We start from the raw sequence: 20800 nt of genomic DNA, 5'->3' as shown, positions 1-20800 counted from the left end.
TTAACGCGTTGTCCTACGCGCGTCGCTCCCCGTGCGGGAGCGTGGATTGAAACGGCCGGAATCTCTTTAACCAGTCCGTCCATATCGGTCGCTCCCCGTGCGGGAGCGTGGATTGAAACGGTATTAATCGGCTCTACAGTAGGAGCTGACAGCTTGTCGCTCCCCGTGCGGGAGCGTGGATTGAAACAGGGATGCCGCGAGCTTGGCGTATTGGTATACGCCGTCGCTCCCCGTGCGGGAGCGTGGATTGAAACTGCACCGCGAACTCGAAGATCGAATCCTTGTTGAGTCGCTCCCCGTGCGGGAGCGTGGATTGAAACTGCGCTACGAGTCGGCAGCGTCGGTATAAGGCACGTCGCTCCCCGTGCGGGAGCGTGGATTGAAACAACTCGTCCTGCTTTATCCGCTCCCAAGTCACGGCGTCGCTCCCCGTGCGGGAGCGTGGATTGAAACAGGCGCGGCGGCCTATAGGCGGCCTATATATGAAGGGAGACGATGGTCGCTCCCCGTGCGGGAGCGTGGATTGAAACCAGTGACAAGCTCTTTAGCATTCGCAGCTTTAACGTCGCTCCCCGTGCGGGAGCGTGGATTGAAACATCGTCGAGCATCGCGATCGCCTGAGTGCACAGGTCGCTCCCCGTGCGGGAGCGTGGATTGAAACTGTTGAGGGACATCGTGTCGTTATCCGCCAACTGCGTCGCTCCCCGTGCGGGAGCGTGGATTGAAACGGGACGACGAAGGCAACGAAATTAAAAAGATGGAAGGTCGCTCCCCGTGCGGGAGCGTGGATTGAAACCGGTTCGCAAAGCTTTTAAGGTAAAGGACTACGAGTCGCTCCCCGTGCGGGAGCGTGGATTGAAACTGTATAATCCCAGGAATCGGAATCAGCGTAGCCGGTCGCTCCCCGTGCGGGAGCGTGGATTGAAACGTTTACGTGGGGGCGGAAAGCGATGCCTGAATTGTCGCTCCCCGTGCGGGAGCGTGGATTGAAACTTGATTTACAGACTTTACAGTAGGTCGAAATTCTTGTCGCTCCCCGTGCGGGAGCGTGGATTGAAACAATGCTGATCGTCTGAACATGGACACGGTGTTCATCGTCGCTCCCCGTGCGGGAGCGTGGATTGAAACGAGGACTCGATGTACTCGTTAGCTTGGAACATCGTCGCTCCCCGTGCGGGAGCGTGGATTGAAACATTTTTGAATTGTTCTACAAGAAACTGAATTTCTTGTCGCTCCTCGTGCGGGAGCGTGGACTGAAACCACCGTAGGGAAGCGTAAATCCAAACGACATTCAGCCGAATCTGCTTTTACCATTTTGGTCGCTTCTTTTCACGAACATGCAGCAAATCACAACCCTTTGCCTCAAATAAAAAAGAATCACCAACATACTCGTTGGCGATTCTTTCTACATCATGTTCAAGTTGAAATCAAAAGTTTTTTCTTTTTCGAAACCGGCGTTTTTTTGACGGAATGAGTCGACGCTTGGCATTGGCGATGTGAAACTATGTTTTTCATGGCAAGCCTCTTTTTATCGACCAAGCGTCTCAACCCTCTTCGATCTTCACCGTCATCCCCTCAAGCGCCGCTCCCGCCGATCTCACCAGCTTTAACTCCCGATTCGCTCCGAACGAGACCTCTTCCCCGCCCTGGAACCGGATATTCCGCGAGATCGCGTAGTGCACGACCGAGAAGGTCAGCTCGAAAATCTCGTTCCCCGAGCGGGGCGAGTCCAGCAGTTCGAATTCGTCCGAGCCGAAGTCGGCCATGCCGTGCGTATATGCCGCTCCTCCGTGCGCTCCGCCGTACAATCCAACGAACACCCACAAATTCACCGGAAGTTCCTGTTCTTTCAACAACTCCGCACTCGCCAAATAATCCGCCCGGCTGACGAGCAACGGCGCCGAGTAGACAGCAAGCGCATTCATTTCTCCGTCCAGCAAAGCCGCGACCGTCTGCGTCAGAAAGCGGTGTCCGCTCAAACCATTCGGTGCATTGCGCAGTGTCACGAGCAATTGTGCGGCATATCCCGTAATCTCCCGCTCCGCATTCGGCCACAGTTGATTGTACTTCGCATTCTCTTCGGCCTCGCTATTCGGCAGCGGTGCAGGTATGTACTCGGCCGTAACCGTCATGCCCCGATAATGCGCGATTAGCTGCCCGTCATGCAAGCCGCCTTCCGCGTCAGCGCCCTGAATCCGTACTTTCTGGATCACGCCGTCCAATTGCGGCGGCTGCGAGGTTTGCAGCAAAATATGCCGCGTCAGCGTAACCGTATCCGGCCGATGGTCGGGGATAACGCTCCAATCGGCGTTTTCCCGAATCGAACGCGGCTCCCGGTCCAATATTCTCGAAGTCTCCCTGCCTGTCGTTTCCTCTTCTTCTTCCGTCAACTTTTTAAACCATTTTGCGAAAAAACTCATGGTTGCCTGGCTCCTTCCGTTTTCCGATGAACCACGGACACCCGAGCCATCCGGGCATCCGCGCCGTTTTTCCGGAATGCTTTTTTACAACAAATCCTGCATATAATACCGGACTTGCTTTCTCCACCAATGCCAATCGTGATGCACGTCGTATCCCCAGAAATCCAGACGCGCGGGAATCACTTTATTGTACAGCACTTCGCCGAGCCGCGCCGTTTCTTCCCGCATCTCGTCTTCCCATTCGCCTTGCCCGCAGCAGATCACGATCCGGCTGCGGCGGTATTGCTCCAGTCTCCAATCGTCGGTCAACCCCGGCAAATAGTCGAGCGGCGAGTTGTAGTAGACCGCGCCTTCCCGATACCCGCCGAAAAAGTGATTGACCGAATACACACCGCTAAGCGCAAGCAGCGTATCGAAATATTGCGGATGCCGGAAAAAGAAATTCCCGCTGTAATACGCGCCCATCGAGCACCCGCTAATCAGAATCTTTTGTTCGTGTCCGCCGTTGTTATGACGACTTTCGTGCAAAATGCCCGGAATCAGCTCCTGCACGATATACGCGTCATACTGCTCGTGGCGACCAATCCGGTCCTGGATATTCCAATGCGGCGAGAAAAACGTTTCTTCATCCAGCGTATCGCACGCCCACACCTGCAATTTCCCGGCGTCGATCCATTCGGCCAATTCGTCGATCATGCCCGAGTCTTCGTATTGGTAAAAGCGTCCGAGCGACGTCGGGAACACCAGCATCGGTTTGCCCCGGTGGCCGTACACTTTGTATTCCATATCGCGGCCGAGCGCCGGACTGTATTCTTTTCGATATTGCACGTTAACCATGATGCACCGCCTGAATATAATCCGCGATCTCGCGTACCCGGTCCAGCGAATCCGCCCGGAACTGATACGCCCGATCGCCGCTGGCCCGACTGAAGATCGCGTCGATCTCGTCGTAACGGACTACGGCATCCCCCAGCTCACGCAAAATATCCTCATGGCTGTGCACGTAATCCTTGCGGTCTTTGCGGCTCGCGTACCCCGTGAAATGCCGGCCTTCCGGCGGCGCGCCGCTTCCTCCGTGCACGACCGTTCTCGCCCACAGCGAATAAACGTCCGTTTCGTACGAGTAATTGATCGCGTCCGTCATCCAGGCGCCCGGCGGCCGCATATTGACTTCGAGCGCGATCAGGCGGCCGTTTTTGTTGGATTTGAACAGCTCGATATGGAAAAAGCGTTCCCGAATGCCGAAAGCCTCCAAAATGCTCCGTCCCGCTTTTTCCACCTCGGGATCGACGTTTTTCAAGCAAAAATAACGCAAATGATCGTCGTCGCTGACCACCTTCATAATGCTTTGCTCGAACCGATGGCTGGCTTGGAACCGCACCACACCTTCATGGTCAATAATCCCGTCATACGTCAAAATAATCCCGTCGATAAACTCTTCCATAATAAACTCGGTGTCGTCAGGCCGCGTATGTAGGAAATAATCCAGCTCTTCCTGATCGCTCAGTTTGTACGTATGGCTCGCGCCCGACCCCAGATCCGGCTTGACCACCACCGGGAAGCCGTTTTCCGCAATAAAAGCCGCCGCGCTGATCCGGTCCGGATTTTTCAAAAAGCGCACCGTGTCCACGCCGCTTTTGCGGAAAAAGTCTTTCATTTTCGATTTCTGTTTTAAGTTATCGACAAAGTCGGCTTTGGTGCCGTCGATATTGAAATCCGTGCGCATCTGCGCGTCGCTTTCCAGCCAATATTCGTTCATGGACTCGAAACGGTCGATTTTGCCGTATTTATGCGTAAAGTAGCCCACCGCACGCAGCGTCTCATCCTGATTCTCCATATTGTCGACGCGGTAATATTCCGTCAGCGCGCCGCGCAGCCGTTCAGGCAGGTCGTCATAAGCGGCGTCGCCGATACCCAGCACCGTCGCGCCCTCCTCATGCAGCCGTATCGCGAACTCGCTGCTGCTGCCGGGAAAGTGGGGAGAGAAAAACACAAAATTCATAATCGGACCGCCTCCATCGCAAGATTGTACTTAATTTATCAGTCTGCGGGGTTTTCGTCAATTTACCGGGATTCTTTGGTGTATGTAAAAACGCCGCCGGACACCATCCCGGCGGCGAAATTCGTTGCCTTATCCGGCAACATGAACGGGGATGCACGGTTGCGTCAGCTTGTCCGCCTCCGCCCCCGATCAAGCCCGCTTCACAATCTTTTTTCCAACCGGATGACCGACTTGATCTTCGACGCGTGCGGCGCCAACTTCCGGTCGGCCAACCGAAGCAGCTCCGTATTGTCGCCCGGCACGCTTAACATCAGATGCGCAAAATGCTCCGTCAGTCCGTGCAGGCGATTCACTTCCGCAAACAGCGCCAAGCCGCTTCCGTGCACGCCGTAACCCGGTTTGACGTACAAAGAACGCAGCGACAACAGATTCGAAGCCAACCGTTGAACCCCAAGCCAGCCTGCGATTTGTCCGTTCACTTGCAGCAGCGTACTGTACTGCGGATGCAGCAGCCGCTCTTCTTCGAACGGATACAGCCCTGCGGGAATCATCGACGATATTTGTTCCAATTGCTCGCGTTCTTGCGGCGTAACGGACAGCAAAGGCTTCAACCGCGCGCCTTGCGGCAAACGCAGCCGTTGCAGCCAACGCTGTTGCATATGATCCGCCGAGCGTAACGTGTAACTGCGGATCTGAAGGCTTCCGGAAATATAACCGCGCTTGTGCAAAAAGTCTTTTTCCAAACAAGGTTCTCCCTGGCGCTGAGTCAATGTGACCCGCACGACCCGGCAGCCGGTTTCCGCCAATTGACGTTCGGCTTCATATAATAACCGTTCTCCAACCCCCAGATTGCGAAAAGCTTCGGGCACATGCAGGACGCTGATACTGCCGACGCCGGAACGAGGATGCGAAATAGCCAACGCCGTTCCTGCGAAAGCACCGTCCGCTTCGGCCGTTAAACCGATTGTTCCGGGCGGAAGCGGATCGGACAGATTAGGTAAAAAGTCACGAAAATAATCGGCCTCTGCCGAACTGATCTGAATAGAAACGATCTTCCTCACCTTCCGTTCTATGTAATTCTTGTTGATGAGTTGGAAACGGAAACGCTTTGATTTTGATTAAATAATAATTCAATTTTTGTTAAAATCAATAGACGAATTCCGATATTTGAAAATTAAAAATCAGAGTCGAAAAAATCAAAAAATCGAAACGTTGCGAACTCCATTTACCTCCTGTTAAATCCTTTATTATCCAGGCTTTAAGTCGAGGAGTTACCTTTTTTTCGCCTGCTGTTGTTTATACCCGAAACAAGGCAAACTGTACCAGAATCGTGGTCGAACCCGCATAAAAAAACAAGCGTTCCCCCAAACGGGGACGCTTGTTTGTTGCATCCAATAAAATGAATATCATCCATTTTTTTATTAATCAACGACTCGTATAACCGGCATCCACATGGATCGTCGTACCCGTCACGTACGAAGACAGATCTGAAGCCAGCCACAGACTCGCCTGCGCGACTTCTTCCGGTTGCGCGAAACGTCCGAGCAAGCTCAGCATCGGCGCGAATTCTTCGGCCGTCTGTCCCGTTTCTTCCAGCGCGCCACGCAGCATCGGCGTATCGATCGCGCCCGGCGCGACATTGTTGACGCGGATTTGATGCACACCGTTTTCGAGCGCCGCGACTTTGGTCAATCCGATAATCCCGTGCTTGGCCGCCACGTAAGCCGGGTTGTTCGGCTGCGGGCGGAACCCGCTGACCGAAGAAATATTGACGATCGAACCGCCTTCGCCCTGCTTGATCAACTGCTGAAGCTCGTATTTGAGACATAGCGCCGTGCCGGTCAAGTCGATCGAGATCAACTTGTTCCAGTACGCTTCGTCAAACTCCGCGGTCGGCGCGTTATCCGGCGTGAGTGCCGCGTTGTTAATGGCGACATCCAATCGGCCGTACGTGTCCACGGTTGCTTTGACCATCGCCTGCACCTGTTCGCTGTTCGAAATATCGACCTTTTGGAAAAAGGCGGTTCCCCCGGCTGCTTCGATCTCCGCTGCCGCGGCGCGGCCTTGTTCTTCGTTCATATCCGCGACGACGACTTTGGCGCCGGCCTCCGCGAACAACTTCGCCGTAGCGAGGCCCATGCCCATCGCGGCCCCGGTTACGATTGCTACCTTGCCTTCCAAAACAGGAAACGTCAATGTTCTCATCCTTTCGCGTAAACATTTTCTCGGATTTGAGCGTAACGAAGCCGCTTCGCTGTTGCTGCCGTCTGCAAGTTCTGCCGGATGACTGGTCTGGAATCGCTATCATTCACTCATCCTTTAAGTGTAACCTTCGAATTTGAAAACTTCAAATTAAAGCCAAACCGTCAGAAAAAGAGTGGCGCGCAAAATGCTCATTTATGCGTATAAGCAACGATTTCTTGCCGGAAAAGCCGATTGCGGCTCTATTCTTGCGTATAAGCAACAATACAGGCCTTCCATCGCTATATCTGCGGGTATCCGAAGTCCACTGTTGCTTTTTCGCAAGATTGAAGCCTTAAATAATCGGCAGTACCAGCCTGAACGTGCTGCCTTCACCCGGAACGCTGTCCAGCTCCAGCGTCCCTTCATGCGCTTCCGCAATCGCCAGCGAGATCGCAAGACCCAGTCCCGCGCCGCCGCTTCGGCGCGAGCGCGACTCGTCTCCGCGATAAAACCGTTCGAATACTTTGCGTTGCATATCCGGCGCAATGCCGGGGCCGTTGTCGCGCACTTCGATCAATGCTTGTTGCCCGCGAAAACGAATCGCCAGCAAAATCTCTCCTTGTTGCGGATCGGTATGCTGCACCGCATTGGCGAACAAATTCAGCACCACCTGCTTCAGCTTATCGGGATCGCCAGATACGCTGACGGTTTCCGCTTGTTGCGTATCCAGTCGGATATGCCGCTGCCCGGCCAACATGCGTAAATGCGATTCCAGTTCGCGCAACAGCTTCTCCGGCGAAAAAGGAACGCGTTGCCATTCCGGTCTTCGATCCAGCTTCACCAGCATGAGCAAGTCTTCGACCAACTTGGTCATCCGCTCGGATTCCCCGTGCATGCTGCGCAGCGCGGCGCGCAATTGCTCCTCGCTGATCCGGCTGCCCCGCAGCAGCACTTCCAAAAAGCCCCGAATCGAAGTCAGCGGCGTCCGCAGCTCGTGCGAAGCGTCCGCGATAAAACGACGCATCCGCTCCTGCGATTCTTTTTCCGCTGCAAAAGCTTCTTCCAACCGTTCCAACATCCCGTTGAACGACAAAGCCAGCCGATCGATCTCGGCTTGTCCCTGCTCCGCCGGAAACCGTTCGCTCAGACGTCCCGCATCCATCACCTTGACGGTCTCGACCATGCGCGCCAGCGGCGAAAGCGATCTGCGCAGCACCGGACGGTACAGCGCGAATCCGCCAGCTAACGCCAGCATGGACAACCCCGCAAAGATCGCCAATTGCCGCCACAGGATCGCGGTCAGCGGCCCGGTCGGGATGCCGATCTGAAGCATGGGCATCCCGCCGCTGCCGAAACCGCCTGCCGGGCGCAGCACCACAAGCTGCTCCGTGCCGTCCGCGTCGGATGCCAGCACATAGTTCACTTTGCGTGCGGGCTGCAATACTTTTTCGCGGAGCAGGCTGTAATCCTGTTCGCTTAAACGAGGAGCCGGCACCCCGTACTGCGCGTTCAGATCGTCGATTTCACCGTTCGGATCTACCGCGGCCAACGACAACCCGCCGAGCAGAAATTCGCGGCGTTCCGGGTTGTTCCCGTCCCCGGCGGCACCCGGCTCGGCGGCGCCTTCGTCCACGTTCGCATTTTCGGAAAAAGCCGATTCTTCGTCTTCAAGCTCCGAAGGAGCCGAGCGTTGAGGCAGCGTGCGGGGCAAATCCGATTGCTCGGAGCGCCATTCCTCGATCAGAAACGGAGGAAGCGAGCGAAACTGCGCTTCCAGCGTCTCGGCCTGATTTTGATACAAAAAATTGCGCATCAAAAAATACTGGAACCCCCCGATCAGCAGCAGCAAAACGGCCAGCACGAATAACGAACGCGCCAGAAGCTGGGCGTAGAGCGTTTTTTGCGCCGGCTTTTTCGTCGTCTGTCCGTCCGTCTTCATGACAGATCCATCCGATAACCGGCGCCGCGCAGCGTACGGATCAAACGGTGTTCTTTATCTCCCAGCTTGTCGCGCAGCGAACGAATATACACCTCGACGATATTTTCCTCGCCGCCGAACTGGTAGCCCCAGACGCTGTCGAGAATTTTGGTTTTGCTGAGAACGATCCCGTGGTTGAGCACCAGGAATTTCAGCAATCCGTATTCGGTCGGCGATAGCGCCAACGCTTCGCTCCGGTACAAAATCTCGCCGCGACGCTCGTCGATCCGGAACGGCCCGATCTCCACGCCGCCGAGCAGATTCGGAAATTGGTTCCGCAGCCGGGCCTGAATGCGTGCCAGCAACTCTTCAAAGCTGAAAGGCTTCACCACGTAATCGTCGGCTCCGAGCGTCAGCCCCGCGATCCGGTCGTCTACCGCGTCTTTGGCGCTGAGCATGATCACCGCCACGTTTTCTCCGCGCTCCTTGAGCCTGCGGCAAACGTCGAACCCGTTCATCTCCGGCATCATGATGTCCAAAATGACGATATGCGGGTGAAACTCCTCCGCTTTGCGCAGCGCTTCCCTACCGTTCTCCGCCGTGCAGACCTCGTACCCTTCTCCCGCCAGTCCCAACTCCAGAAACTGCAAAATATGAGGTTCATCGTCGGCCAGCAAAATTTTGACGCCTTTTTCGCCTGTCAAAAGATCTCCTCCGTTTCGCTCCGAGCCGCTCGCCCGGATGACTTCTACCGCCCATTATGCCCTATGTCGCCTTCTTTCAGCAAACATTCAGTTGGTTCTCAGGATGATTTCAGGTACAAGCGTCACAATGGGAACCAACAAGGCCCGCAGCCGGAGACTCCGCGCAGACGATGCGAGTTGCATCCTGCGGCTTTAACGTTCATTTAAGGAGTGACTTGACTCAATGAAATCCCAAGCGAAATTTCGCCCGGACTTCTGGCTGCTCGCTACGGCGCTGATTGCCCTGTTTTTGAACGGCTGGAACATCTGGGAAGAGAATTACGCCAACACGTACTACACGGTCGCGGTCGCAAGCATGATGGAAAACTTCCATAACTTCTTCTATGCGTCGCTCGACTCCGCCGGATCGGTCACGGTCGACAAGCCGCCGGTCGCGTTCTGGATACAGACGATCAGCGCGCTGATTTTCGGCCTGCACGGTTGGAGCGTCATCCTGCCGCAAGCGTTGGCAGGCGTCGGCTCCGTCATCCTCGTCTATCTGCTCGTTAAGCCTTCCTTCGGCACTTGGGCCGCTCGGATTGCCGCATTCGGCGCAGCGTTCACACCGGTGGCCGTCGCGGTTAGCCGCACGAACAACATCGATAGCCTGCTGGTGTTCACGCTGCTGCTCGCGAGCTGGCTGTTATTCCGAGCCGTACGAAAAGGCGGAATCTGGAGCCTGCTCGGCGCATTCGCGGTGATCGGCATCGGGTTCAACATGAAGATGCTGCAAGCGTACATGGTACTGCCGGCTTTTTACCTCTTCTATCTGCTGGCTGCCAAGTATGGTTGGAAAAAGAAAGTGATGTCGCTCGTTGCAGCCACCGCGGTAGTCGCCGTTGTCTCGGTCTCTTGGGCGGTCGTCGTGGATTCGGTGCCTGCGAGCGAACGACCGTTTATCGGCAGCAGCGGAACCAACTCCGTACTCAATCTGGCGTTCGGGTATAACGGCGTTTCGCGTTTGACAGGCGACCGCAGCACCGGAGCAGCAGGCGGTTCCGGCCAAGGCTTCGGAGGAGGAATGCCGAACTTCGGCGGACAAACGTCGAACGATGACGGGGGAAATTCGGGAGGCGACGGTTCCGCAGCCAACAACAGCCAAGTCATTCCCGGAAACGGAGCAGCCGGCGGGCAAGCGCCTTCCGGCGACGGAGGCCGAGGCAACTTCGGCGGATTCGGCGGCGAAGGCGGTATGCCGGGCGGCCAAAATGGCGGATTCGGCGGCGCAAACGACGGAGGGGCACCAGGCGGCAACGGTGGCGGCGGAATGTTCAATACGGGCGAAGCAGGTCCGTTGCGTCTTTTCCAATCCGAGCTGTCCGGGCAAGCAAGCTGGTTGATTCCTCTTGGCCTGATCGGAGCCCTCGCCATATTGGCGAGCTGGCGCAGACGGAACTTCACGCACAAGCATAAGGAGATTATTTTCTGGTTAGCCTGGCTAGTTCCGGTCGCAGGATTCTTTAGCATCGCAGGCTTTTTCCATCAATACTACCTCATTATGCTGGCTCCTCCCGTCTCGGCATTGGCCGGGGCAGCGATTACGGAAATGTGGGACGCCTACCGTAACCGGGAAGAATGGTCTTCGTGGCTGCTGCCCGTCTCCGTACTTGCAACGACGGTATTCTCGTGGTTCATTCTTCATCCGTACGACGATACGATTGGCAGCTTCTGGTCGATCGGTGTACTGATTCTGGGCATTGTCGCAGCTGCGTTACTTGCGGTGTTCAAGCGTGGCAGTAACAACCGTTTACAGCAAGCTTCGCTCATCGCGGCACTGGCGGCTATGTTTATCGGTCCGATCTACTGGTCGTTCACGCCGATCGTGTACGGTCAAAATTCACAGTTACCGGCAGCCGGTCCCGATGGTAGCAGTTCAGCATTCGGAGGCGGTGGCGGCGGACGAGGAAGCTTCCCTGGCGGAAGCAATTCGGAAAATGGATTCCCAGGCGGGATGGGCATGCCGGGCGGCAACGGTCCTGCGACGGCAACCAGCAACGCCGCTACTGACGATGACGCGGCGAACACCGGAGCCATGCCCGGTAGCTCGGGTCGAAATAATGGCGGATTCGGCGGCATGAATGATTCGGAATCCGCCAATCAGGAGCTGCTCGCTTATCTGCGTGAACACAATACGGGCGAACAATACCTGATGGCCGTCACCAACTACACCACCGCTGCTCCTTACATGATCGACGAAGGCGAAAGCCTGGTTATTTTAAACGGCTTCAACGCTTCCGACGAAGTCTATACGCCCGAGACGCTCGAAGCACTCGTCCGCAGCGGCAAGGTCAAGTATTTCCTGCTCGGCGGCGGGATGGGCGGAGGGCGCGACGGCAATTCGGAGGTCACCGACTGGATCACGGAACATGGCACCGAAATTCCGTCTTCCGAATGGCAAACCACAGCGGACACGGATACGGACACCTCAACTGCCGATACGCAGAATCCTTTCGGCTTCAATGACAACCTGACCCTATATGAAGTGACTTTGCCGGAGTAACGATTCGACAAGTCCAGACCTTTCAAGGAGGCGAATACGATGAACAATCAAGCGCGAATTTCCGTCATTATCCCTATGTACAACGAAGAAGCGGTCATCGCCGAGACGTACCGCCGTTTGTCGGACGTCATGCGCCGGACAGGCGAAAGCTATGAGCTGCTGTTTATCAACGACGGAGGAGTGGATCGCTCGCCGGATATCATCCGCGAGCTGTCGCACCGGGACGAGTCGGTCAAGCTGATCGATTTCTCCCGTAACTTCGGTCACCAGATTGCGGTCACGGCAGGTATGGATTACGCGTCCGGCGATGCGGTCATCATTATCGATGCGGATCTGCAAGATCCGCCGGAGCTAATCCTCGATATGCTGGACAAATGGCATGAAGGGTACGAGGTGGTCTATGCCAAGCGCTCCAAGCGCAAAGGCGAATCTCTTTTCAAAAAATGGTCGGCCTCTCTCTTCTATCGCATTCTCCATGCTTCGACCGAGGTGCCGATTCCGGTCGATACCGGCGACTTCCGCCTGATCGACCGCAAAGTCTGCGACGAGATGAACCGCCTTGGCGAACGTAATCCGTTTGTACGCGGACTGGTGAGCTGGACAGGCTTCCGGCAGGTTGCGATTGAATACGAGCGGGATGAGCGTCTGGCGGGCGAGACCAAATATCCGCTGAAAAAGATGATTAAACTGTCCCTGGACGGCCTGACTTCCTTTTCCCATAAACCGCTCAAATTGGCCGGTTACGCCGGGGCGATCATGTCCGTAGCCGGATTTGTGTATATGCTGTACGCGGTCGCGATGGCTTTGTTCACGGACACTACGATGCGCGGCTGGGCCTCGACGATCTGCTTAATGCTGATCTTTAACGGCGTAACCTTGATTATGCTTGGCGTAATCGGCGAATATATCGGGCGCATCTATGACGAAGTCAAAGGCCGTCCGCTCTACATCGTTCGCGAAACGCATAATATGCAGCGGGTTCCTTCGCGGGAAACAGATACTCGCAGCCGTTTTGCACCCGAAGCCTATGGAAAAGAATCCATGTACGCGTCCTCTGCCCATCAACGCGAAACAGAATCCGTGGTGCATATCGAAGCGAATGAACATACGCCTTTCCGGGATCGCACTCATTATCCAACCGGACACGGAAATGCCTCCGGTCACGTCGTTCACCATAGCACGAGAAGGAGTGATCGCTGATGAGAATCCGAAAAGCCGTCATTCCGGCCGCAGGCCTGGGAACGCGTTTCCTCCCTGCGACCAAAGCCCAACCGAAAGAAATGCTCCCGATTGTCGATAAGCCTGCTATTCAATATATTGTCGAAGAAGCGGTCGCAGCCGGAATCGAAAGCATCATTATCGTGACGGGGCGCAACAAGAAGTCCATCGAAGACCATTTCGACAAATCGGTAGAATTGGAACAACAGCTCGAAGCGAAAGGCAAGCTCGACTTGTTGGAAAACGTACGCTCGATCGGTTCGATGGCGAGTATCCATTACATCCGTCAACGCGAGCCTTTGGGACTGGGTCATGCTATTTTGTGTGCGAAACAGTTTATCGGAGACGAACCTTTTGCCGTGCTGCTGGGTGACGACATTATGGTCTCCGATCCGCCCGCACTCAAGCAAATGACTCGTTTATACGAAGAAACGGGGCGCCATATCGTAGGCGTTCAGCCTGTTCCGTATTCGGAAGTCAACAAATATGGGATTCTGGTGCCTGGCGTTGCGCAAGGCCGGGTACACACGGCGGCTGGCCTAATCGAAAAGCCTGCTCCGCAAGAAGCCCCGTCCAATATGGCGGTCATGGGCCGCTATATCCTGAATCCTTCGATCTTCGAGATACTCGAAGCGATCCCGCCCGGCGCGGGAGGCGAGTATCAATTAACCGACGCTTTGCACGCTGCCTGCGTCGAGGACGGATTGCTCGCTCTTGAACTCGCCGGCGATCGCTACGACATCGGCGATAAATTCGGCTATATGAAAGCGATCCTGGAGATCGGCCTGCGCCGCCAGGAGCTGTCTCCGATGCTGCTGGATTATCTGCATGAACTGGTCTCCCGCCCCGAATATGCTACTGTATCGGCTTCCGGAGTAAGCGCGATGCGGCAGTCGGGCGATTGAAGGATGCGGTTGTCCGAATAGTTCGGAATAAAGACTTCGGTCCTCGTGTGGGGATCGAGGTCTTTATTTTATAGAAGAAAAAAGTGCGAACCTACAGCTCCCATGAAATCCCCGGGAGGTTCGCACCCCGCGCTACGTAAGGGGTTGGAGGGTTTTGCTTGTATTTTTGTCCAGGTTTCGTTAGGCTAAATTGGAGGTTCGCACTTTTCGGCCCGTGAAGCCTTGCGGTGTAAGGGCTGAGGGTGGGTACAGTCGCTCTTCATGCGGGAGCGTGGATTGAAACAGCCTTTATAGAGAGGGTAAAAATATCGAGTCTCTAGTCGCTCTTCATGCGGGAGCGTGGATTGAAACGCTCCAAGGCTGCCAAACCCCACCAACATTGTAAGTCGCTCTTCATGCGGGAGCGTGGATTGAAACACATAATAGTTGGAGCTGCTGGCATCCTGCATAGGTCGCTCTTCATGCGGGAGCGTGGATTGAAACCTATCTGTAAGACATTATCGTAAGATTCCAGACGGTCGCTCTTCATGCGGGAGCGTGGATTGAAACACTGGTGTAGTAGCAGCTGGTGCAGAACACTGCAAAGTCGCTCTTCATGCGGGAGCGTGGATTGAAACGGGAGATCGAGGTTTACCGGATCTACCATGTGCTTGTCGCTCTTCATGCGGGAGCGTGGATTGAAACCAGCCTGCAATCGTCAAACCGATGCGCGCGATCGTCGCTCCTCATGCGGGAGCGTGGATTGAAACGCACTGTTGCGCCCTGGGTAGCGGAACGCGCTGCCGTCGCTCCTCATGCGGGAGCGTGGATTGAAACCCTGGATTTGCAGCGCACAGCGGGCAAACCTCTTGTCGCTCCTCATGCGGGAGCGCGCATTGAAACACAACCTTGAATACGATTGGTTACAATTAGGGCGTGTTTGAAAACTTGGGCGACGTACATCTTTTACCGTCTTTTCGCCCGCTACCGGAACCGTGCCTAAAGCGCGTACGGTTCCGGCGACGCCGCGTCACGGTTTCTTGACGTGCCCCGGCACGACTGCGAAACCCTTCCTTGTTGCAAACGAAAATTCGGCAAAATCTGCTTCCTTCGGAGTTTTCAAACACGCCCTAGTACATGATGGTTTTAACACGTAAATAAAATCAATTCTCAACAGATCGCAAAAACTACTCCTACAGGATCGCCCAAGTACTCGTTTTGATTGTTGACGTTTTGCACACATTTTATGAGTTTCAACGGCTGATTTTCAAAAATGTTGATGAAAAGTCAACACATTTTCGATTGAACGCCGATTTAAGCAGAAAATGTGCAAATATGTTGCCGAAACGTCAACATTTGCAAAAAAAGCACGAGTTAGAGCTGAAAATCTTGACGTTTTGTACACAATCGAAACCAAGCACCTGTGTCGGTACCGAACACGAATGCACAAGGGGCTAATCTATCAACAAAACCTACAGCTCGACTCGTTCGTCGTTCATTGTGCAAGGCATTGATGATCCCAAGCATTTGCCCAAACCGTTCAAAGGGACGTTTAAAGGAACGTTGCTGAATATTTCATTCGTTTACTTTTTAACGCCACTATGTACGAGTCAAGTTGTTTCTCACACAAGAGCGCAAATTGAAAAATGCTAAAGCTTAAGCAAATTTCGCATATCCGGTGTCGCCAACAGCGTTAATGTGCATTTCCTCCAACTTTTTCTCATTCCAATTTTTCCCTTTAATCTTTTTAGCTATGTATTTCCCGGTCTATGTAAACTCTTTTGTCGCTGGGTTGCAGCATTTGAGAACACCCTATTTTTTTACCGTTCATACACAAAAAAAAGCGGACGAGTTCCCTTCCCAAAAGGAAAAAAATACGTCCGCGCGCTTCGCGACTTTTAAATCTATTAATTATAAAAAATGGATTATTCATCAGAAAGCAAACTTTTTCATTTTCGACTCACTTACCCATTCATCGCCCAATTTACAATTTCATCTTTCCGGTCAAAATAAATAGTCGGGCTATATCCATCGAATAGCGCTCCATCTTCATCCTTTTCGCCCAACCACAATTCCAGATCCCCATAATAGCTGAAATTAACTGAATCCAGACGCAGCAGGGCTTGAAACTCTTCCAATCCCAAAACCTCTCGCTCCTCTTCGCTACCACTCTTCCACAGATAAGCCTTGGCAGCGTTCACATACGCATCCAGTCGTTGCAACCGCTGATTGACCGTCGGCAGCATTTCGATCAGCTCATCGCGAGTAGTCGCTTCACAAGACACCTCGGCTTGCGCTTTTTCGCCCCCAACCGAACGAGTCAACCAATACCCGCCGATTTCCGTATTATACGTCCACTCATTTTCCCATTCATCCCGATAAAGGCCCGCTTCTCCTCGACGTTTGGTAGGAATCGAGAGAAAGTCATGCTCCAACTGTGCTTCATAGTCCGGATTGTTTGCCTCCCTAATCAGATGTCTGAAGCCGAATCGCTCCGGTTCTGCTGCCAATACACGACCATCCTCAGCCGTCAATACAACTTTGCTTCCTTCCATAGCTACGTCTACGATCGTAAAGGATGACGGAATCTCGATCAGACTATCCATCCCGCCTCCGCCTTCCCGATGCTCGGACAGAATGCCTTGTTGACGCCCGCTTTCGTCTACAGTGGATACTGTAAAACACAATCCCTCACTTTGGGCAAACAACACTTTTCTGCTGCGAAGCTCTTCCAGCGCACTCAAATCACCCAAAGCCGCGTTCCGTATCAATGCCATATCTGCCGGATTTTTTTCAAGATCGATTGCCATACTTCATCTCCCTTTCGTGGATTGGAATGTATCGACTGACGAGCACTTTAGGAGGAAGTATAACATGACATCATCACCGAGCCAAACGAGCTAAAAGCGAGAATGATGTGTGAACAACGCTTGATGCGCCTTGAACTTTTTTCCAATTCACGGCAGGCGCGCTACTTATTCTGGTGCTTGCAGGTGCCAACTACGTCGCTTCTTACCTTTTTTACCGCAAACATGTCCACGCCTGAGAAGCATTCATTCCTCCTCTCCAAAAGAACCTTCCGCGATCTCGCGAAAGGTTCTTTTTTTACGCCATAGCTCGATCCGAAGCAGAAGCCAGATCCGCTAGGGCACCCGTCGCCAGGATCACATGCTTGGCTTCATTTCAACCCCACGGTGTCTGCTCCTCTATTACACGCCGAACTCCTTCACAGCGTTGCCCAAAATACGGATATGGGATACGATGCAAACAGACTCTTCCGCGGCTAAAAAAAGGTTCCTTTTTATGCCGGACCGGAAACAAAAAGGAGAACGTCATGACGCATAAAATCTACTACGATTCCGCCTATTCTCAAGAGTGGACAAGCATTATTCAAGAAATCGTTCCAGGTGAAAACGGCTTCTATGTCCGACTGGGCAAGACGGCTTTCTATCCCGAGGGCGGCGGGCAACCGGGGGACTCCGGCTGGATCGGCGAAGTCCGCGTGCTGGATACACAGAGTCAAAACGGCAACATCCTGCATCTCGTCGAGGCGCCGCCTGGGGAACCTGGGAGCGAAGTATCTTGCCGACTGGACTGGGAGCGCCGCTTCGATCATATGCAGCAGCATAGCGGTCAGCATCTGTTATCCGCTACGGTGCTGGATCTGCTGGGCGCCGCCACGTTGAGTTTCCATCTCGGTGAAGACTACGCCACCATCGACGTGGAACGTGCAGAGTGGACACAGCAGGAATTGGATGGAGTCGAACGGGAAGTCAATCTTCGCATCATGCGCAATCTGCCGATCAAAAGTTATTTTGTCAGCAGCGAGGAGGCCGCAAACTTACCGCTCGTCAAAGCTCCTTCCGTCGAGGGAGAGGTGCGTATCGTCGAGATCGAAGGCATTGAATACAACGCTTGCGGCGGTACTCATGTGAACGCCACGGGCGAACTTGGCTTGCTCAAGCTGCTACGTGCGGAGAAGCAAAAAGGAAATCTTCGCCTCACTTTTAAAACGGGACTGCGTGCACTCGACGAATTCGTCGCACAAACCAAAGTACTCAGCACCCTCTCCTCCAAGCTCAGCACACCCAAGGAAGAACTTGTCGAACGATTGGAAAAATGGACCGAAGAGGATCGGCGCAAACAAACACAGTTAAATACGCTGCGGCAGCAACTGGACGAATACGTCGCCGAAGAATTGCTCAATGAAGCGACACATGCGGGAGGCCCGATCGCGAAAGTATTCAGTGACCGGACCCTAAAAGAACTGCAAAGCCTCGCGACCGCCCTGACAGCACGCAATGCCCGGCTCCCGGTCCTGCTTGCTTCGTTGACGGAGTTTAAATTGATTCTCGCTCACGGCGGCGAAGCCGGGTTCTTTTGCGGGGCGCTTTTCAAAGAAATGCTGCCGGCCTTCGGCGGTCGCGGCGGAGGTAACGATCGAATGGCTCAGGCCGGATTCGCAACAGAAGCGGAGCTGACGGCTTGTTACGACATGTTGAAGCGGCGGCTGAGTGAACATGAAGCGGTATAGTTGATTCCGGCAACCCGTAAACAAAATACTTGTTCGTATTTTTTTGTATTTTTATCTTGCCGTTTTGCTCGTATACAAGCTATGATAGAGAATGATTCTCAATAGACGCTGTTCCGACGGGTCGGCCAAACGCTTCGGATCAGAGATTGAGGAGTACAGATTAAGAGAGAAAAGAGGGATTGGCATCAATATTTTGAAACGTTTCTTCGCATTTTATCGGCCTTACAAAGGGCTGTTCATTCTCGACTTCTGCTGTGCCGTATTTGCCGGTCTGCTTGAACTCGCGTTTCCGATTGCGGTCAACACGTTTATCGACGACCTGCTTCCAGGTGGCAACTGGACCTTGATTCTGGCAGCATGTATTGGGTTGCTTGCCATCTATGCGTTGAATACGGGCATGCAGTATGTCGTCACGTATTGGGGGCATATGCTCGGGATCAATATCGAGACCGACATGCGCAAAAGCCTTTTCGGCAAATTACAAAAGCTGTCGTTCCGATTCTACGATAATCATAAGACCGGTCATCTGATCGGCCGGATCACGAACGACCTGAACGATATCGGCGAACTGGCCCACCACGGGCCGGAAGATGTATTTATCGCCATCATGACCCTTGTCGGTTCGTTTATCCTCATGTACAGCATCAGCCCGGAACTTGCGATCATCACGTTTATTATCATTCCGGTTATGGCTTGGATGATTATCTTCTTCGGTCGCCGCATGACGCGTACATACAGCCGACTCTTCGGTAACGTAGGTAACTTCAACTCCCGCATCGAAGACAACATCGGCGGTATCCGCGTCGTACAATCGTTCGCGAACGAAAAACACGAAAGCGAACTGTTCGACGTAGAAAATCAGGATTTCCGTAAAACGAAGCTGATGGCCTACAAAACGATGGCAGGCAGCATGTCCGTCAACTATATGATGATGCGATTGATCAGCGTACTCGTTCTGGTGTTCGGCGCATGGTACTTTATTCGCGGCGAGATCCAGATCGGCGAATTCGTGGCTTTCCAATTGCTCGCGAATGTCTTCTTCCGTCCAATCGAGAAGATCAATGCCGTGATCGAGAGTTACCCAAAAGGGATCGCGGGCTTCCGCCGTTACCTGGAAATCATGGACACCGATCCGGATATCCAGGACGCGCCGAATGCCAAAGAAGTCGATTCCCTCAAAGGCGAAATTCACTTCAACAACGTTACATTCGGTTATGAAAAAGAACGCCCGATCCTTGACGATATCAGTCTTCAGGTTCATCCGGGCGAAACGGTAGCCTTTGTCGGACCATCCGGTGCGGGTAAAACGACGATCTGTAGCCTTTTGCCTCGCTTCTATGAAGTCCAGGCCGGTTCGATCACCGTGGACGGCATGGATATTCGGGACATGACGCTGGAATCGCTTCGCAAACAGATCGGTATCGTTCAGCAGGACGTATTCTTGTTCTCCGGTACGATCCGCGAGAACATCGCCTATGGCAAACTCGATGCTTCGCTGGAAGAGATCTGGGATGCCGCTGAACGTGCGCATATGGCCGACGTTATTCGCGCGATGCCTGAAGGCATGGACACCGTCATCGGCGAACGCGGCGTGAAGCTGTCCGGCGGACAAAAGCAACGTATGGCGATCGCACGGATGTTCCTGAAAAATCCGCCGATCCTTATTTTGGACGAAGCCACATCGGCACTCGATACCGAGACCGAATTGGCGATTCAAAAATCGCTGTCGGAGCTTGCGATCGGACGTACGACGCTCGTGATTGCCCACCGTCTGGCGACAATTCGGAATGCGGATCGTATCATCGTGGTCAGCAAAGACGGCATCGCCGAAGAAGGCAAACACGAAGATTTGATCGAAACGGGCGGGATTTACAGCCGTCTGCATCAAGCACAGTTTGGCAGCTGATTAAAGAGGGTTAATGTAGGGAAGAAGTTCAATCGCTGAAGTCGACAAGGAGATGAAAAAGCCGATGGACGAAACAACGAAACGGCGCATGGCCCGAATCGTCATGGGCACGCTGGCCGGAGCCGGCGCCGCCTGGTTTCTCACTTCCCGCAAAAGCGCCGGTGCCCGGCAGCAGATTCGCAAAATAGCTGTTCAGACCAAAGAAAAAGGTTTGGAGTTGGGACACGAGACGGCTGAAAAAACACGCGACCTTATCGCGCTCGGACGCGAAGTCCGAAGCGACGAAGATTGGAAAGAAGCCATCGAGACGCTTGAAATTCAACCTTCGGCAGAAGCAGACGCTTCCCCTGCCTCCCCCTCTGAAGCCACGCCGCATTTACAAGTTGTGAAAAAGGATTAAACAATTGGGCGCTCCTCCTCGGAGCGTCTTTTTGCTTGAAGCAAGAAGCGAAACTGTCCCCTTCCCGTCAATCGAGAAATTCGATCCGGCT

At 53.9% G+C, this 20800-nt stretch carries 14 protein-coding genes and 2 CRISPR repeat arrays (1 of these 16 running past the window's edge); of the genes, 6 read left to right on the top strand and 8 right to left on the bottom strand.

Annotated elements, in window-relative coordinates; all coding sequences use genetic code 11:
• Positions 1 to 1260: direct repeats of the CRISPR family, unit length 32 nt; unit sequence GTCGCTCCCCGTGCGGGAGCGTGGATTGAAAC (it extends 307 nt beyond the left edge of the window).
• 284 nt (positions 1261 to 1544) lie between these two features.
• The 7 genes from WKI47_RS11100 to WKI47_RS11070 form a co-directional block, all read right to left on the bottom strand.
• A complete protein-coding gene (locus tag WKI47_RS11100) occupies positions 1545 to 2420 on the bottom strand; it encodes a DUF4261 domain-containing protein (RefSeq protein ID WP_340227186.1) in 876 nt (291 codons plus the stop codon).
• Between the two features lie 84 nt (positions 2421 to 2504).
• Positions 2505 to 3257 carry an esterase family protein gene (locus WKI47_RS11095; RefSeq protein WP_340227185.1) on the bottom strand — a complete coding sequence of 251 codons (753 nt, stop codon included), beginning with the start codon at positions 3255 to 3257 and terminating at the stop codon, positions 2505 to 2507.
• Entirely contained in the window at positions 3250 to 4422 is a 1173-nt protein-coding gene (locus WKI47_RS11090; RefSeq protein WP_340227184.1) for an ATP-grasp domain-containing protein, read from the bottom strand. The genes WKI47_RS11095 and WKI47_RS11090 overlap by 8 nt, the downstream gene beginning before the upstream one ends.
• Positions 4423 to 4622: 200 nt before the next feature.
• Positions 4623 to 5483, bottom strand: coding sequence for a GNAT family N-acetyltransferase (locus WKI47_RS11085; RefSeq protein WP_340227183.1), 861 nt, complete (start codon positions 5481 to 5483; stop codon positions 4623 to 4625).
• Positions 5484 to 5847: 364 nt separating this feature from the next.
• On the bottom strand, positions 5848 to 6627 hold the full coding sequence (locus WKI47_RS11080) for a glucose 1-dehydrogenase (RefSeq protein ID WP_340227182.1): 780 nt from the start codon (positions 6625 to 6627) through the stop codon (positions 5848 to 5850).
• Between the two features lie 331 nt (positions 6628 to 6958).
• Positions 6959 to 8545: a HAMP domain-containing sensor histidine kinase gene (locus tag WKI47_RS11075; protein WP_340227181.1), complete on the bottom strand. Its 1587-nt coding sequence runs from the start codon at positions 8543 to 8545 to the stop codon at positions 6959 to 6961.
• On the bottom strand, positions 8542 to 9228 hold the full coding sequence (locus WKI47_RS11070; RefSeq protein ID WP_340227180.1) for a response regulator transcription factor: 687 nt from the start codon (positions 9226 to 9228) through the stop codon (positions 8542 to 8544). The genes WKI47_RS11075 and WKI47_RS11070 overlap by 4 nt, the downstream gene beginning before the upstream one ends.
• 223 nt (positions 9229 to 9451) lie before the next feature.
• Between WKI47_RS11070 and WKI47_RS11065 the strand changes: the two genes are divergently transcribed.
• The 3 genes from WKI47_RS11065 to galU are packed head-to-tail and all read left to right on the top strand — an operon-like array spanning position 9452 to position 13890.
• Positions 9452 to 11767, top strand: coding sequence for a glycosyltransferase family 39 protein (locus WKI47_RS11065; protein WP_340227179.1), 2316 nt, complete (start codon positions 9452 to 9454; stop codon positions 11765 to 11767).
• A 39-nt stretch (positions 11768 to 11806) separates the two neighbouring features.
• Positions 11807 to 12967, top strand: a complete 1161-nt coding sequence (locus WKI47_RS11060) for a glycosyltransferase family 2 protein (RefSeq protein WP_340227178.1) — start codon at positions 11807 to 11809, stop codon at positions 12965 to 12967.
• Entirely contained in the window at positions 12967 to 13890 is a 924-nt protein-coding gene (gene galU, locus WKI47_RS11055) for a UTP--glucose-1-phosphate uridylyltransferase GalU (protein WP_340227177.1), read from the top strand. Before WKI47_RS11060 ends, galU begins: the two co-directional genes overlap by 1 nt.
• A 251-nt stretch (positions 13891 to 14141) precedes the next feature.
• Positions 14142 to 14772: a CRISPR direct-repeat array (repeat unit 32 nt; unit sequence GTCGCTCTTCATGCGGGAGCGTGGATTGAAAC).
• 1061 nt (positions 14773 to 15833) lie between these two features.
• On the opposite strand, the gene WKI47_RS11050 is transcribed toward galU, so the two are convergent.
• Positions 15834 to 16679, bottom strand: a complete 846-nt coding sequence (locus WKI47_RS11050; protein ID WP_340227176.1) for a hypothetical protein — start codon at positions 16677 to 16679, stop codon at positions 15834 to 15836.
• Positions 16680 to 17203: 524 nt separating this feature from the next.
• On the opposite strand from WKI47_RS11050, the gene WKI47_RS11045 reads away from it, so the two are divergent.
• From WKI47_RS11045 to WKI47_RS11035, 3 genes are all read left to right on the top strand, one after another.
• Complete coding sequence (locus WKI47_RS11045; protein WP_340227175.1) at positions 17204 to 18403, top strand: alanyl-tRNA editing protein; 1200 nt, start codon at positions 17204 to 17206, stop codon at positions 18401 to 18403.
• A 190-nt stretch (positions 18404 to 18593) separates the two neighbouring features.
• Positions 18594 to 20309 (top strand): ABC transporter ATP-binding protein, encoded by a 1716-nt coding sequence (locus tag WKI47_RS11040; RefSeq protein WP_340227515.1) that lies wholly within the window; start codon positions 18594 to 18596, stop codon positions 20307 to 20309.
• 64 nt (positions 20310 to 20373) lie between these two features.
• Positions 20374 to 20709: a hypothetical protein gene (locus tag WKI47_RS11035; protein ID WP_340227174.1), complete on the top strand. Its 336-nt coding sequence runs from the start codon at positions 20374 to 20376 to the stop codon at positions 20707 to 20709.
• Positions 20710 to 20800 lie beyond the last annotated feature (91 nt).

It is taken from the genome of Saccharibacillus sacchari, from assembly GCF_037722395.1.
Taxonomy (GTDB): Bacteria; Bacillota; Bacilli; order Paenibacillales; family Paenibacillaceae; genus Saccharibacillus; species Saccharibacillus sacchari_A.
Note: the sequence above shows the minus strand (reverse complement) of the source record. Positions and strands in the feature narration are given on the sequence as shown.

Bases quoted from the DNA above. Each gene is read 5' to 3' on its own strand.
- WKI47_RS11045 (WP_340227175.1), top strand. From the start codon at position 17,204: ATGACGCATAAAATCTACTACGATTCCGCCTATTCTCAAGAGTGGACA.
- WKI47_RS11060 (WP_340227178.1), top strand. From the start codon at position 11,807: ATGAACAATCAAGCGCGAATTTCCGTCATTATCCCTATGTACAACGAA.
- WKI47_RS11090 (WP_340227184.1), bottom strand. From the start codon at position 4,422: ATGAATTTTGTGTTTTTCTCTCCCCACTTTCCCGGCAGCAGCAGCGAG.
- WKI47_RS11095 (WP_340227185.1), bottom strand. From the start codon at position 3,257: ATGGTTAACGTGCAATATCGAAAAGAATACAGTCCGGCGCTCGGCCGC.
- WKI47_RS11050 (WP_340227176.1), bottom strand. From the start codon at position 16,679: ATGGCAATCGATCTTGAAAAAAATCCGGCAGATATGGCATTGATACGG.
- galU (WP_340227177.1), top strand. From the start codon at position 12,967: ATGAGAATCCGAAAAGCCGTCATTCCGGCCGCAGGCCTGGGAACGCGT.
- WKI47_RS11035 (WP_340227174.1), top strand. From the start codon at position 20,374: ATGGACGAAACAACGAAACGGCGCATGGCCCGAATCGTCATGGGCACG.
- WKI47_RS11075 (WP_340227181.1), bottom strand. From the start codon at position 8,545: ATGAAGACGGACGGACAGACGACGAAAAAGCCGGCGCAAAAAACGCTC.
- WKI47_RS11065 (WP_340227179.1), top strand. From the start codon at position 9,452: ATGAAATCCCAAGCGAAATTTCGCCCGGACTTCTGGCTGCTCGCTACG.
- WKI47_RS11080 (WP_340227182.1), bottom strand. From the start codon at position 6,627: ATGAGAACATTGACGTTTCCTGTTTTGGAAGGCAAGGTAGCAATCGTA.
- WKI47_RS11100 (WP_340227186.1), bottom strand. From the start codon at position 2,420: ATGAGTTTTTTCGCAAAATGGTTTAAAAAGTTGACGGAAGAAGAAGAG.